This window comes from Aquimarina aquimarini, assembly GCF_900299535.1.
Classification (GTDB): domain Bacteria; phylum Bacteroidota; class Bacteroidia; order Flavobacteriales; family Flavobacteriaceae; genus Aquimarina; species Aquimarina aquimarini.
In genome coordinates, this window is record NZ_OMKE01000007.1 from 45,801 (window position 1) to 58,827 (window position 13,027).

General features: G+C 33.1%; 13 protein-coding genes. 2 read left to right on the forward strand and 11 right to left on the reverse strand.

What is annotated here, in order from left to right; translation table 11 throughout:
* Positions 1 to 10: 10 nt before the first annotated feature.
* Complete coding sequence (gene pafA, locus DG508_RS02490) at positions 11 to 1,651, forward strand: alkaline phosphatase PafA (protein WP_108866633.1); 1,641 nt, start codon at positions 11 to 13, stop codon at positions 1,649 to 1,651.
* Between the two features lie 73 nt (positions 1,652 to 1,724).
* Here pafA and DG508_RS02495 read toward each other — a convergent pair whose 3' ends face one another.
* The 6 genes from DG508_RS02495 to gcvP all read right to left on the reverse strand — a co-directional run bounded on the left by DG508_RS02495 (position 1,725) and on the right by gcvP (position 8,938).
* Entirely contained in the window at positions 1,725 to 3,128 is a 1,404-nt protein-coding gene (locus DG508_RS02495) for a TlpA family protein disulfide reductase (protein WP_108866634.1), read from the reverse strand.
* A gap of 104 nt (positions 3,129 to 3,232) precedes the next feature.
* Entirely contained in the window at positions 3,233 to 4,081 is an 849-nt protein-coding gene (locus tag DG508_RS02500) for a glycosyltransferase family 2 protein (RefSeq protein ID WP_108866635.1), read from the reverse strand.
* Between the two features lie 33 nt (positions 4,082 to 4,114).
* The gene (locus DG508_RS02505) at positions 4,115 to 4,645 is read right to left on the reverse strand and encodes a methyltransferase (RefSeq protein ID WP_108866636.1); all 531 of its coding nucleotides are present in this window, start codon (positions 4,643 to 4,645) and stop codon (positions 4,115 to 4,117) included.
* Positions 4,646 to 4,751: 106 nt separating this feature from the next.
* Positions 4,752 to 5,465, reverse strand: a complete 714-nt coding sequence (locus tag DG508_RS02510) for a hypothetical protein (protein WP_108866637.1) — start codon at positions 5,463 to 5,465, stop codon at positions 4,752 to 4,754.
* Between the two features lie 157 nt (positions 5,466 to 5,622).
* Positions 5,623 to 5,997 carry a group III truncated hemoglobin gene (locus DG508_RS02515; protein ID WP_108866638.1) on the reverse strand — a complete coding sequence of 125 codons (375 nt, stop codon included), beginning with the start codon at positions 5,995 to 5,997 and terminating at the stop codon, positions 5,623 to 5,625.
* A gap of 85 nt (positions 5,998 to 6,082) precedes the next feature.
* The gene (gene gcvP / locus DG508_RS02520; RefSeq protein WP_108866639.1) at positions 6,083 to 8,938 is read right to left on the reverse strand and encodes an aminomethyl-transferring glycine dehydrogenase; all 2,856 of its coding nucleotides are present in this window, start codon (positions 8,936 to 8,938) and stop codon (positions 6,083 to 6,085) included.
* A gap of 135 nt (positions 8,939 to 9,073) precedes the next feature.
* Between gcvP and DG508_RS20935 the strand changes: the two genes are divergently transcribed.
* A complete protein-coding gene (locus DG508_RS20935) occupies positions 9,074 to 9,904 on the forward strand; it encodes a UbiA prenyltransferase family protein (RefSeq protein ID WP_159090620.1) in 831 nt (276 codons plus the stop codon).
* Here the strand turns inward: DG508_RS20935 and DG508_RS02530 are convergent.
* The 5 genes from DG508_RS02530 to DG508_RS02550 all read right to left on the reverse strand — a co-directional run bounded on the left by DG508_RS02530 (position 9,893) and on the right by DG508_RS02550 (position 12,989).
* The gene (locus tag DG508_RS02530) at positions 9,893 to 10,147 is read right to left on the reverse strand and encodes a hypothetical protein (protein WP_108866641.1); all 255 of its coding nucleotides are present in this window, start codon (positions 10,145 to 10,147) and stop codon (positions 9,893 to 9,895) included. The genes DG508_RS20935 and DG508_RS02530 overlap by 12 nt on opposite strands.
* Positions 10,148 to 10,193: 46 nt before the next feature.
* Entirely contained in the window at positions 10,194 to 10,448 is a 255-nt protein-coding gene (locus DG508_RS02535; protein WP_108866760.1) for a hypothetical protein, read from the reverse strand.
* A gap of 2 nt (positions 10,449 to 10,450) precedes the next feature.
* On the reverse strand, positions 10,451 to 11,005 hold the full coding sequence (locus DG508_RS02540) for a sigma-70 family RNA polymerase sigma factor (RefSeq protein ID WP_108866642.1): 555 nt from the start codon (positions 11,003 to 11,005) through the stop codon (positions 10,451 to 10,453).
* Positions 11,006 to 11,176: 171 nt separating this feature from the next.
* Complete coding sequence (locus DG508_RS02545; protein WP_108866643.1) at positions 11,177 to 12,094, reverse strand: TIGR01777 family oxidoreductase; 918 nt, start codon at positions 12,092 to 12,094, stop codon at positions 11,177 to 11,179.
* A gap of 13 nt (positions 12,095 to 12,107) precedes the next feature.
* Complete coding sequence (locus DG508_RS02550; RefSeq protein ID WP_108866644.1) at positions 12,108 to 12,989, reverse strand: methyltransferase domain-containing protein; 882 nt, start codon at positions 12,987 to 12,989, stop codon at positions 12,108 to 12,110.
* Positions 12,990 to 13,027 lie beyond the last annotated feature (38 nt).

A 13,027-nucleotide genomic window follows, 5' to 3' on the forward strand; every position in this document is an offset into this window, starting at 1 on the left:
GTAAAAAAGAATGATAAAAAAAATATTCTTGCTCACATTGCTTGTGATGTGTTGCATACCATGCAATTCACAAAAAGAAATTAAAATTAATAGCTCACCAAAATTAGTAGTTGGTATTGTAGTTGATCAAATGCGATACGATTATATTACTCGTTTTTATAATCGTTTTGAAAACGGAGGATTCAAACGTATGATCAGTGAAGGTTATAATTGCAAAAACAATCATTTTAATTATGTACCTACTTATACAGGGCCAGGCCATGCTTCTGTGTATACAGGGACAACACCTCAAAATCATGGGATTATATCAAACAATTGGTATGATAAGTTTGGTAAAAGAATAGTGTATTGCGCAAGTGACTCTTTGGTGAACCCCGTAGGATCAGATAGTCAATCAGAACGTATGTCTCCACGTCGTATGAAAACCTCTACAGTGGCAGATCAAAATAGATTGCATACGCAGTTTAAAGGAAAAACAATTGGTGTTGCCATCAAAGATAGAGGAGCTATTTTACCTGCAGGGCATACAGCAAATGCTGCATATTGGTTTAGAGGTAGAGATGAAGGAAAATGGATAACAACTTCGTATTATAGAAATGAATTGCCAGATTGGGTAAAAAAGTTTAATGCTTCTGGTAAGGCAGCATCTTATTTAAAAGAATGGAATACGCTATATGATATTAATACTTATGTAGAGAGTGGTACTGATCAAAATACATACGAAAGAGGTTTTAAAGGAAAAGAAACAGCCACTTTCCCGTATGATCTGGCGATATTAAAAGATCAGAATTCTGGATATGATATTATAAAATCAACAGCATATGGTAATAGTTTGACTGCAGACTTTGCTATTGCAGCAATTCAAGGAGAACAATTAGGAGCTGATGATATTACAGATTTTCTTACTGTAAGCTTTTCTAGTACAGATTATGTGGGGCATAATTTTGGAGTAAACTCAAAAGAAATTCAAGATACATACTTACGATTAGATAAAGATTTACAACGTCTTTTTAATACACTGGATAATAAAGTGGGAAAAGGTGAGTATACAGTATTTCTTACAGCAGATCATGGGGCAGTTCATGTACCTTCATATTTAAAATCAGTTAAAATTCCTGCAGGCTATTTTGATAGAAATGCATTTATGACCAAGGTTAAAGCATTTGTGAAAAAAGAGTTTGGGGTAGGAGGTTTAGTCAAGAATATGTCTAATAATCAGCTGTTTTTTAATTATGAGAAGTTGAAAGAAAACAAAATAGCACCAGAGTTATTACAGAGAACTATTGCGCATTTTGTACTTCAGGAAAAACAGATTGATAAGGTATTTACCAGACATCAATTAGAAACGGGTGAATATACCTCGGGGATCGGTGCTTTGATACAAAAAGGATTTAATCAGAAAAGAAGTGGAGATGTGATGGTTGTGTTGGATCCAGCAACAATATCATATTCAAAAACAGGTTCTACCCATGGGAGCGGATTAACTTATGATACACATGCACCTTTGTTGTTTTTTGGTAATGGAATACAGAAAGGTAGTACAACACAGGAAACCTACATTACAGATATCGCACCTACGATTTCAGCTTTGCTTGGAATTGCTTTTCCTAATGGCGCTACAGGAAAAGTATTGTCTTTTGTATTAGAGTAAATAAAAGTATATTGTAAAAAAGCCTGTTAAACTTAAGTTTAACAGGCTTTTTTTATAAATATTGATGAGGTAATTATATTTTTAATTCATTAAGCATCTCTTTAAGCCTTGGTTCTGATGGCCTGGGAGCACTAGCACTTACAATGTTTCCGTCAGGATCTATAAGTATAAACCTAGGGATTCCTCGGATACCATAATCAGTAACAAATTGAGAATTCCAGTTATTATCAGCAAACAGTTGAATTCCTCCTAATTCTTTTTGTTCAACCATTTTTTTCCATGCTTCATGTTGTGGTTTCTTGTCAATAGATATACTTACAAATTCTATATTCTTGTTATGGTATTCTTTTTCTATTTTTTTAAGATGTGGGATTTCAGCTTTACAAGGACCACACCAAGTTGCCCAAACATCGATATATACATATTTTCCTTTAAGATCACTTAATGAGGTTTTTCCTCCTTTATAATTCTCGTATTCGCTAAAAGTAGGAGAAACTTTTCCTTTGGTTAAACGTTTGATCTTTTCGAATTTACTAGTAAGTTCTTTTTTGAATCCCTCATTATCAGAAGCTGCCATGACTAATTCGTATAACTCAGCAGCATTATCATTTCTTGGAGATATCTGAGTAGCTATATTTTTTATAAAAGCGTCTTTTATGTCTTTGGTTTTAATTTGAGCCAGATTCTCCATTTGCGCTTTACTAAAAGAAATACTGTCTTTTTTCGCTTTTTCACTAGATAAATTGTCAAATATTCTAAGACTTAAATTACGATATTCCTCTGAATTTTTGAATTCCTCTGCATTGTCCAGATCAAAATCATTTAATTCACTTGTAAATCCTTCTGGTGTTTTGTAATCTTGTTTTTGAGTATAATATGCATGAGTCATCTTAAAGTCACTAAGAAGAGCAAGATATTGATAATGGTTCTCCTTAGCTTGATTAGTAGCAAACTCAGCATCCATATTTTTGTATTTCTTCAAGAGGTTGTTTTTTGCCTGTTCTTGCTCAGAAATTAGATTCTTAAAAGTGTTAGCTTCATTACTAAACAGTTCTTTATAACTATTTTGGTCGTTAAAGAAGCTTTCTTCTAGTAAGTTTTTTTGAGCCAGATAATTATTAGCATCTGCTGCATTACCAGTGTATATGATACTTTCATCAAATTGATTAGGATCTATAGATAATTCTAATTGATCTCCTTTGTCTAGGTACATATTAGAACGTTCTCTACCTATCATAAAACTATAAATCCCTTTGGATTCAATTTTTAAGGTGTCAGAAAACGTACCATCTTCATTAATTGGGATTGCTTTTTTGAAATTATTAACGTTGCCAAAAACGATAATTTCTGGTGCAGTTGTATTCTTTATTTTTCCTGAGAAAAGTGCATAATCTGCTTTTTCTTTCTTACTTTCTTTATTACAAGCGACTATGACAAGTGCGCAACATAGAGCCAAAAGAAGTTGTTTGATTTTCATGAAATATTTTTTTTGAATGTCAATTAATGAATGAAGATAAGAATATAATAATACGAATTCGTTAAAATGAAGTTATAGTAAAAAAAAACAGTGAATTTATGGTTTTAAATAAGTCTTTTTTTCATTTTATTCCATCTAAGTTTACGAATAAATTGCCCTTCAGTTTTAGATACAAGAAACGGGGATTTTTGTTTTTTCGCTTTAAAATAGCCTATTAAATAATCTTTCACCAAGCTAGGCTTTTTTTTGAGTAACGCTAATTTTATAGAGGCAATTAGAGTAATTATAAACCCATATCGCATGGTATAAAAAGCTTCTCCTTGTTTATATTTTGCTTTTTGGTTATATGTATTACCTGTTGGTTTGAGGTGTTTGACCTGTAATGATGTGTCTGTTTGTATTTTCCAGTTATTATATTGGGCTAATAATTCATCTATGGTGTCCCAACCCATTGCAGGTTTAAGACCATTGATATCGTTGAAACAAGCTTTCCTATATGCCTTTAATGCCCCTCGTATATGATCTTTATTAGTTAGGTTTTCTAATACCCATTCTTGATTTTTTTCTATGTAACAAAAACCGCCAACCATTCCAGTAGTTTTATCATTTATGAAATGAGCTGTCATTTTTTCAATGTAATTCAATGGGAAAATAAGATCAGCATCAAATTTACAAAGTATATCATATGTGTTGTCTAGTGTGTTAACGCCTTGGTTAAAAGCATTGATGACTTTACTGCCAGGCATGTGATCTATAGAAGAATCGGTATTTACAATAGATATAAAATTATAGCTATTTACAAACTCATTTACTATTTTTTCTGTATCATCGGTAGAGTTATCATTTACTACAACTATTTTCTCTGGAAGCAGAGTTTGCGAAACCAGAGAGTTGAGTGTTTTGGCTATAAAACGCTCTTCATTATGTGCAGGTATGACGATGTATGTTTTCAATACAGGTAGTACGTTTTGATTATGGATATAATGTTATGATTTTTTAATTCTCTCAGCATATACAATATAATATCTGGGAGTAAAAAATCGTAATAAAGGGCGAAATCCTATTTTTTTTATAGGGTGAGTCCATTTATCTCGTGCTTTTATTTGCCATCCAGCTTTTTCGAGTAGCCAGTCAAATTGCCAATCTTCAAATTCATGATAGTGTCTATCCCAAGGATCGGTTTTACTTTGGTATGCAGGAGAGAACCATAGCCGTAATGGTATAGAGGCTACTAATTTATCTGCTTTGATCTCTTTTAAGATATTAAATGGTGAGATGAGGTGCTCAAAAATTTCAAAGGCTGTAACAATTTCTGCATCATTGTTTTCTACAGCTTGTGTGTTGAGATCTAGGTCTTCACCAGAAGTGTTTGATACAGTATACCCTTCTTTCTCCATGAACTCTACAAACGGATTTCTTACTCCCAAATCAAGAATAGCTCCTGGGGCAGGGGTATGTTTTCTAAGAAATTCTAATGTTTTTTGATATCGCTTATGAGGGAAAGTTCCTTCGTACATATTCTTTTTATTAAACGGGTAATCTTTATGGGTTAAAGATTGGATTATTTTTTCAAAAAAAAAAGAGATACGGTTAAGTATCCCTTTTCTTTATAAAGAAGATGTATTAATTACATTCTTTGGTATACTCATAAATATGTTTTGCAAACTCAGACCATTTTGGCTTAGCTCCATACTTCTCTATTAATGCTGGACAGTCTCCAAAAAACATTTTGAATTCTTCATCGTAATGCTTTTTCTTAAGACGTATAGCTACTTCATCTCCTTTTTTTACATAATAAGACTTGGCGATCCCACCAGCTTTAAGTGGGCCTATACCAATACTAGCAGTTTCTTTAGAATATGGATCTTTAAACACCTTTATTTTTTCACAAAAAGAAGGGTTTACCAATTGCACCATTAATGTTCTTGTTTTTTTCTTTACTCGCACTTTTGATTTTTCAAAATATGCATATCCGCTTTTGAACAGGCTTTGATCTAGTTTGTCATTGTTCCATTGATCTGCATCTGTAATAAAATCCTGAAAATTTGCTAATTTGGCAAGACCGCTTGGAGGTAAGTACATAAATGCAATATCTGCAGGTTTTATTTTTACCTTTTTATCATTTAGGTCCCTGATTTTAACCTCTTCGATTAGACCTTTCTCGTACTTTAATTTCTTGAGATTTCCTTTTGTGATTTCTTCATTATTCATATGAAGATAGGATGTTTTCTTTTTGGAAAACCCATTAAATCCAGGTAGAAAATTTTGCGCTTGAGTTGAAACGCAAATGCAAGTGAATAAAGCTAAGGTAGTAAGTAATTGGTTTGTGATTTTCATAAAAAAATAAATTTTTAATTTTGTATTATGCAGACAAATATAGAATTTATTTATTAGATATAGGGGGTGAGATTGATGCTCAAAGTGCCTAAAAAGAACAAATTAAGTTTTTATTTACAGTGTTTTTCTTACTTTTTGTGTCAAAATGAAAATCAAATTAATGAGAAGTTGCTATTTTTATTCGCATCATTGTAATGATAGATAATGCTCTAGTTTTAATCAAATCAGCTTTCTCTCCTTTGAAGTTGGTGTCCACTGCCTTATGAAATAATGTTAACCAAGTATCAAAGTGAGTACTATCTAGTTTTTTTTTGAGATTCAGGTCTTTATGAATTTGCATTACATTCTTTCTGTAATTCCTTGTTCTGAATAACTGTTGTTCCCAAAAATCTGTAATTTCAGGAATGTGTTCTTTGAGATCTATTTTTGCTATTTCAGTAAAAAAAATACCGATTTTAGGATCTACAAAGGCATCTTTGTAAAAAGCATTCATTAAGAATTCTATATCTTTTCTAGAAGAAATATCTTTCATTTGTTTTTTTTATGATGTACTGAAAGTAATAAAAAAAGAGGCAACTATATAGTCGCCTCTCTTATAATTTGTAATGGTAAGCTTTTTAAGCATCTGCTTCCATATATTCCTCAATGGGAGTACATGTGCAAATTAGGTTTCTATCTCCATAAGCATCATCTACACGACGTACAGATGGCCAAAACTTGTTATCTATAATATAAGGTAATGGATATGCTGCTTGTTCTCTCGTGTAAGGAAAATCCCATGTGTCAGCTGTAAGCATAGTCATTGTATGCGGAGCATTTTTCATTGGATTATTTGGGTTGTCTGTAGTAGCCTCTGCTATTTCTTTACGTATAGAGATCATAGCGTCACAAAAACGATCGAGTTCCTCTTTGCTTTCACTCTCTGTAGGTTCGATCATAATTGTTCCTGCTACAGGAAACGAAACAGTAGGAGCATGGAAACCATAATCCATAAGTCTTTTTGCAATATCTGTCACTTCAATACCATTTGCTTTAAATGGTCTGCAGTCGATAATCATTTCGTGTGCAGCTCTTCCTCTTTCGCCAGAGTATAATACATCATAATGACCATTGAGACGCTCTTTGATGTAATTAGCATTCAAGATAGCATAATTTGTCGCTTCTTTTAGACCTTTTGCACCAAGCATAGTGATATAACCATATGATATAAGACAGGCTAAGGCAGATCCCCAAGGGGCTGCAGATATTGCTGTAATTGCTTGGTCACCTCCTGTTGCTATGATAGGATTGGTAGGTAAAAAGGGAACTAATTGTTTTGCTACACAAATAGGTCCTACGCCTGGCCCACCACCGCCATGAGGTATAGCAAAGGTTTTATGTAAGTTAAGGTGGCATACATCTGCCCCGATGACTCCAGGATTGGTTAGGCCAACTTGTGCATTCATATTGGCACCATCCATATATACCTGCCCACCATTATCATGTATGATCTTTGTGATTTCTTTAATCGCAGATTCATAAACCCCATGTGTAGATGGATATGTAACCATCAAAGCAGCAAGATTATCTTTGTATTTTATTGCTTTTTCTCTAAGATCTTCTACATCAATATTACCTTCTTCTGTAGCTTTGGTAACGACCACTTTCATTCCTGCCATGACAGCAGATGCAGGATTAGTACCATGAGCAGACGAAGGGATTAAGCAAATATTACGATGGTGATCATTTCTAGATTCGTGATAAGCACGAATAACCATAAGTCCAGCAAACTCTCCTTGTGCACCAGAATTAGGCTGTAGTGAGGTTGCTGCAAAACCAGTAATTTCTGTAAGTTGATCTTCTAGTTTTTTTAGTATTTTTTGATATCCTCCAGCTTGTGATACGGGAGCAAAAGGATGAATGTTACCCCATTGTGGATCACTTAGAGGTAGCATTTCTGAAGCAGCATTAAGCTTCATTGTACACGACCCTAATGGAATCATCGAGTGGTTTAATGATAAGTCTTTACGTTCTAACTTTTTGATGTATCTCATCAATTCTGTTTCAGAATGATATTTATTGAATACTTCGTTGGTTAAGAATTCTGTAGTACGTTTTAGGTTTTCACCAATGTGGGGTGTTGTATCAATTTGGTTGATAGGAGTGAAATCTTGATCAGCAACCTTCGCAAAAATTGATGCAATAGTGTTCAGATCTTCAATAGAAGTAGCTTCGTTTAAAGAAATGGATATTGTATTTGAATCAGGATAGTAAAAGTTTACTTCATGAGCTTCTGCTATTTCTTTTATTTTATTTGTGTCGCCTTGAACTCTAATAGTATCAAAATACGTTGTATTGAGTTGTTTAAATCCTAGGTTTTCTAGTGTAGTACTCAATGTAACTGCAGATGCATTTACTTTTGATGCAATATAAGTAAGTCCTTCTGGCCCATGATAGACACTATACATTCCTGCCATAACAGCAAGAAGTACTTGAGCTGTACATATATTAGAGGTAGCTTTATCTCTTTTGATATGTTGTTCACGGGTTTGTAATGCCATACGTAAGGCACGATCCCCGTTTAGATCTTGAGTAACTCCAATAATTCTTCCAGGAATATTTCTTTTATACGCCTCTCTAGTTGCAAAGAATCCTGCGTGAGGTCCGCCATATCCAAGAGGAATACCAAAACGTTGAGTAGTTCCTACAACAACATCTGCATCAAAACTTCCAGGAGATTTAAGAGATACTAAACTTAAGATATCGGCAGCTACAGCAACTTTGATATCTGTTTGATGTGCTTTTTCTACAAAATCAGCATAATCAAATACTTGTCCTGATTTACCAGGGTATTGTAAGATCGCCCCATAAAAGCCTGCCGAGAAATCAAATTCTTGGTGATCCCCTACGACCAATTCTATATTAAGAGGGATTGCTCTGGTTTGTAATAGAGATAATGTTTGAGGTAGTATTTCTTCAGAAACAAAAAATTTAGTTACATTATTTTTTTTCTGATCTCTTGATCGCACAGAAAATAACATAGTCATAGCTTCTGCGGCAGCAGTACTCTCGTCTAGTAAAGAAGCATTGGCCAACTCCATCCCTGTAAGATCACAGATCATGGTCTGGAAATTCAGTAAAGCTTCGAGTCTACCTTGTGCGATTTCTGCTTGGTACGGAGTATAAGCCGTATACCATCCAGGATTTTCTAGTATATTGCGTTGTATAACGGCAGGTAAACAAGCTTCATGATATCCAAGGCCTATATAGGTTTTGAATACTTTATTTTTTGAAGAAAGTTTTTGTATGTGAGCCGAATACTCTTGTTCACTTAATGCAGAAGCAAGATTAAGCGGTTTTTGTAATAAAATATCATCTGGAACAGTTTCATAGATTAATTGCTCTATAGAATCTGCTTTAATTGTGTTTAACATGTCGCCAAGATCCTTTGTTGATGGACCAATGTGACGAAGTTTAAAAGAATCAGTTTTCATAGCGAAAAAACAGTTGAAATTGAGACGCCAAAAATACATATTTAATTGCTAAAACTTTCACAATAAATTAACCTGAATAAATGAAGTTTTTAACCAAATTCGAGTTTTGTTAACATAGACCCCTAAAAATAAGAAGTGAAAATTCTAAAAAGTGTATTCAGATTCTATATCAACGGCAGTATTCATGTAGCATTGGCAATCTGTGCTTTGATACAGGTGACTTTTATGAAGTTTGAAATTCCAAACCAACAAATCTTTCTTTTGTTTAATTTTTTTGGATCGATTACTGCTTATAATTTTGTGAAGTATTCAAAAGTTTCAAAGTTGTATCATAGAAGGTTAACCAAATCGATGATTGGGATTCGAGTTTTGACTATTTTGTCTAGTGTGCTATTTCTGTGTTTTGCCTTTTTGATATCTGTTTCTACTCTGTTGTATATGATGCCGTTTTTTGCATTGACAGTATTGTATGTAGTGCCAGTTTTTCCTAATAAGAAAAATTTGAGAAGCCTTGCTGGTGCCAAGATTTTTATTATTGGGATTATTTGGGCAGGTGTCACAGTCTTAGTTCCTTTGTTGTATGTAGGAGAAAGTTTTGGGTTAGATTTTTTGATAGAACTAATTCAGCGTTTTCTATTTGTAGTGGTAATGATGTTACCTTTTGAGGTGAGAGATTTAGAATATGATGCAGAAGATTTAGAGACAGTTCCTCAAAAGATAGGAATAACGAGAACAAAAGTTTTTGGTAGTATATTACTAGTTGTATTTCTATTACTTACTTACCTGAAAGGGGAAATATTGTATTCGGCAGAAATTCTGAGTACGATTGTATTGACCATAATAAGTTTATTCTTTTTATGGGGAACAGAAAAAAAGCAATCAGAGTATTACTGTTCTTTTTGGGTAGAAAGCGTTCCTATAATGTGGTTGCTAGTTTTACTTAGTTTAGAAAACTTATTTGGATAACTCTTTCTGTATTTTTTTCTTCATGGCTTCTTTTTCAGAAGGACTAATGGTTTGAATGTTTGAAGCATTCATTGTTTTGGTAAGTTTCGCATTTTTTTTAGAATAAGCTCTGGTAACTTTGCAATACAGTAATCGAATGTTAAGCTTGATTTTTTCAAAAATCGAGGCTTCTCCATATTGGTTTTTATCACAAATAGATTGTGCTTCTTCACAGGATACGAATAGCTTTTTAGTAGTTTTCATTGTATAAATAGAGTAATTCTTTTAATAATAGCGGGGTAGCTGTTCATTATTTTTGCATTTTTTGTCTAAGTTGTTCTTTCATTACATTCTTATCAGCTTGGTTAATGCTAATAACCTTAGGGTTTTTAACTAATTTGGTTAGTTTCATGTTTTTAGAAGTATATTTTCTACATGCTCTACAGTAAATCAAATGTATATTTAATCTTACCTTTTCCCAAAAGGAAGCTTCCTTATACTGATTTTTATCGCAAAAATGATTTGCTTCTGGACAACTTACAAAAAATATTTTTCCTTTACTCATTACTAAAACCAATTTTTTTCTAGACATTCAGCCATTGCTGTACGTGCTCTATGGATAATAACCCATAGGTTAGACGCTGTAATATCGAATTCATTACAAATTGCTTCTGTATCGAAGCCTTGTATTGTTTTTAGTTTAAAAATAAGAGCTTGTTTCTCAGGTAGTTTGCCTAAGCAATTGTGTATAGCTAGTCCTAGTTCTTCGTTTTCGATATCATGATCAGCATTACCATCAAAAGGATCTGCTACACGTTCTTCTAGCCAGTCACCTTCGGTTTCAGAATCTGAGGAGTAATTCATTCTCACTTCTGCTTTTCCTTTATTACTATTGATTTTGCGATAATGATCTATGATTTTTCTTTTTAGAATAGAAATAAGCCAAGTACGCTCACTTGCTTCACCCTTAAAATTTTTCATAGATTTAAGTCCAGCAAAGAATGTCTCTTGTACTAGATCCTGTGCAATTTCCTTATCATCAACTCTTACAATAGTGTAATTAAATAGGTAATCACTGTATTTATCTACCCATACGTTTGGGTCTATGGAGTTTGTTGACATTATTCGGTTCTATGGTTATATTCATCAAAAATAGGATAAAAAGTTGAATTTTATTATTTGTAATGAGGAATGAATGTATTATAATTAATTAATCATGTTGAGATATATTGTGAAAGACTGGTTTAAAATCATTTTGTGTCAGAAAAATATAATTTTTATTAAAAAAGGATTTTATTTAGATATTAGGTGAGATAGCGCCATATCTAGGCTGTGAAAATTAAATTGAAATCCACTTTTTTTTAATTTGGTAGGAATAACGTTTCTGCTTTTTAAGATGAGCTCCGTTTCAGTTTTAATAATTTTAGCTCCAAATTTTAATAAAAATACGGGCAAAGGAATTCCTATGGGAGTTTTTGTTACCTTTCTTAGAGTTTTCATAAAAATAGTATTAGTGGTTGGTTCTGGAGATACGATATTGATGGTGCCGCTAATTTGTGGAGTATTAATAATGAATTCAATACTTCTTGCAAAATCAATTTCGTGTATCCAACTTATTTTCTGATTTCCTTTGCCTTGTTTTCCACCAATTCCAATTTTGACTAGATTAAGGATAGAAGGTAAGGCTCCTCCTTTTTTACCTAATACAATCGATGTTCGCAAAGCAACCTTTCTAGTATTAGGGGTATGTTGATCAAAGAATGTTTTTTCCCAAGATTTGGCAACATCTACAGAGAATCCATTGCCAATCTCCCCATGTGATTCGTCCATTTTTTTATCTAGAGAATGTCGATATATGGTAGCTGTAGAAGAGTTGAGCCATATTTTTGGTGAATTTTCACATGTTTTGATGGCTTCTCCCAATACCTTGGTAGAGGCTATTCTAGAGTTTAGAATAAGGGCTTTGTTTTTTTTGGTATAGCTACAATCTACTGATTTTCCTGTAAGATTAATAAGAGCATCAGCATTATTGATCTCTTTTGCCCAGTCGCCAAGGTTTTCGGCATCCCAGTATACAAACTGTACGTTGTTGGTGTCAGTTCTAGGTGTTCCTCTAGTAAGAATAACGATTTGTTCTACTTTTGATTTAAAATACGAAGTAAGGGTTTCTCCTAGAAATCCTGAACCTCCTGCAATGACTATTTTTTTCATAGAATTATACTGTTTATTTTTTTACGGTAATGATGTAATATCCAAAGCTTTTTGTATGTAAGCCTGACAATAATGCAAATAATGATCCTTTGAGGTTTTTTAAACTTTGAGGTTTGATAGGGCTTTTTTTAAACAGTTTCTGTGCTATAAACTTTGTAATAGCAAACGGTACATGAAGAACAGAAGGAGCTACTCTATATGATATATCTTTAATTACAATATCTCTAAAACCTATTTGTTTTAATGTGTGTTCTACTTTTTTAATACTTCCTAGTCCATTCAGACTCCAGCCTTCACAAAGCTGCTCATAACAGTAATTGCTACCTATACATAATTGTTCTGCATCTTTTTTAAGAAAAGCATCAGTTATTACTAACTTAGCATTTGGTTTTAATATCCTGTAAGCCTCTTGCAATGCTTGTTTACTATGGCCAGAATGGCAAAAACTTTCCATAGCATATGCACCATCAAGACTACTACTTGCGAATGAGGTGTGGCAGTAATTTTCTTGTAAGATCAATCCGTTTTTGCCTTCTAACCTTTTGTTTCCTTCATTAACTTGAAAAGAAGATAAGGTTACTCCAATAATATGCAGTAATGGGTATTTTCTTAATCCATATTGTATTGTACCTCCAATACCGCAGCCTAGATCTGCAATAAGACTGTTTTGTTTTGAAACTTGCAAACGATCAAAAACCTGTTGATTCATCTCATTAAGCATAGAATCTCTTTGAAAAATACTAGTCTTAAATGGGATATAATACCCAAAATGCATGTTGAAGTCCTTACTCCAGAACTCATAATCTTCTGTCGCTTCATCATAAAATTGAGTGATTTTTTCCTTTGTAGAAGACCTTTTAAGTTTTAGCTTGTGTAATATTGCAAGTGTACTCATGTTCTTAATTTTAAATTATACTTTTCTAGAGAGATGAA

Bases quoted from the DNA above. Each gene is read 5' to 3' on its own strand.
- pafA (WP_108866633.1), top strand. From the start codon at position 11: ATGATAAAAAAAATATTCTTGCTCACATTGCTTGTGATGTGTTGCATA.
- DG508_RS02495 (WP_108866634.1), bottom strand. From the start codon at position 3,128: ATGAAAATCAAACAACTTCTTTTGGCTCTATGTTGCGCACTTGTCATA.
- DG508_RS02505 (WP_108866636.1), bottom strand. From the start codon at position 4,645: ATGTACGAAGGAACTTTCCCTCATAAGCGATATCAAAAAACATTAGAA.
- DG508_RS02510 (WP_108866637.1), bottom strand. From the start codon at position 5,465: ATGAAAATCACAAACCAATTACTTACTACCTTAGCTTTATTCACTTGC.
- DG508_RS02515 (WP_108866638.1), bottom strand. From the start codon at position 5,997: ATGAAAGATATTTCTTCTAGAAAAGATATAGAATTCTTAATGAATGCT.
- gcvP (WP_108866639.1), bottom strand. From the start codon at position 8,938: ATGAAAACTGATTCTTTTAAACTTCGTCACATTGGTCCATCAACAAAG.
- DG508_RS02530 (WP_108866641.1), bottom strand. From the start codon at position 10,147: ATGAAAACTACTAAAAAGCTATTCGTATCCTGTGAAGAAGCACAATCT.
- DG508_RS02535 (WP_108866760.1), bottom strand. From the start codon at position 10,448: ATGAGTAAAGGAAAAATATTTTTTGTAAGTTGTCCAGAAGCAAATCAT.
- DG508_RS02540 (WP_108866642.1), bottom strand. From the start codon at position 11,005: ATGTCAACAAACTCCATAGACCCAAACGTATGGGTAGATAAATACAGT.
- DG508_RS02545 (WP_108866643.1), bottom strand. From the start codon at position 12,094: ATGAAAAAAATAGTCATTGCAGGAGGTTCAGGATTTCTAGGAGAAACC.
- DG508_RS02550 (WP_108866644.1), bottom strand. From the start codon at position 12,989: ATGAGTACACTTGCAATATTACACAAGCTAAAACTTAAAAGGTCTTCT.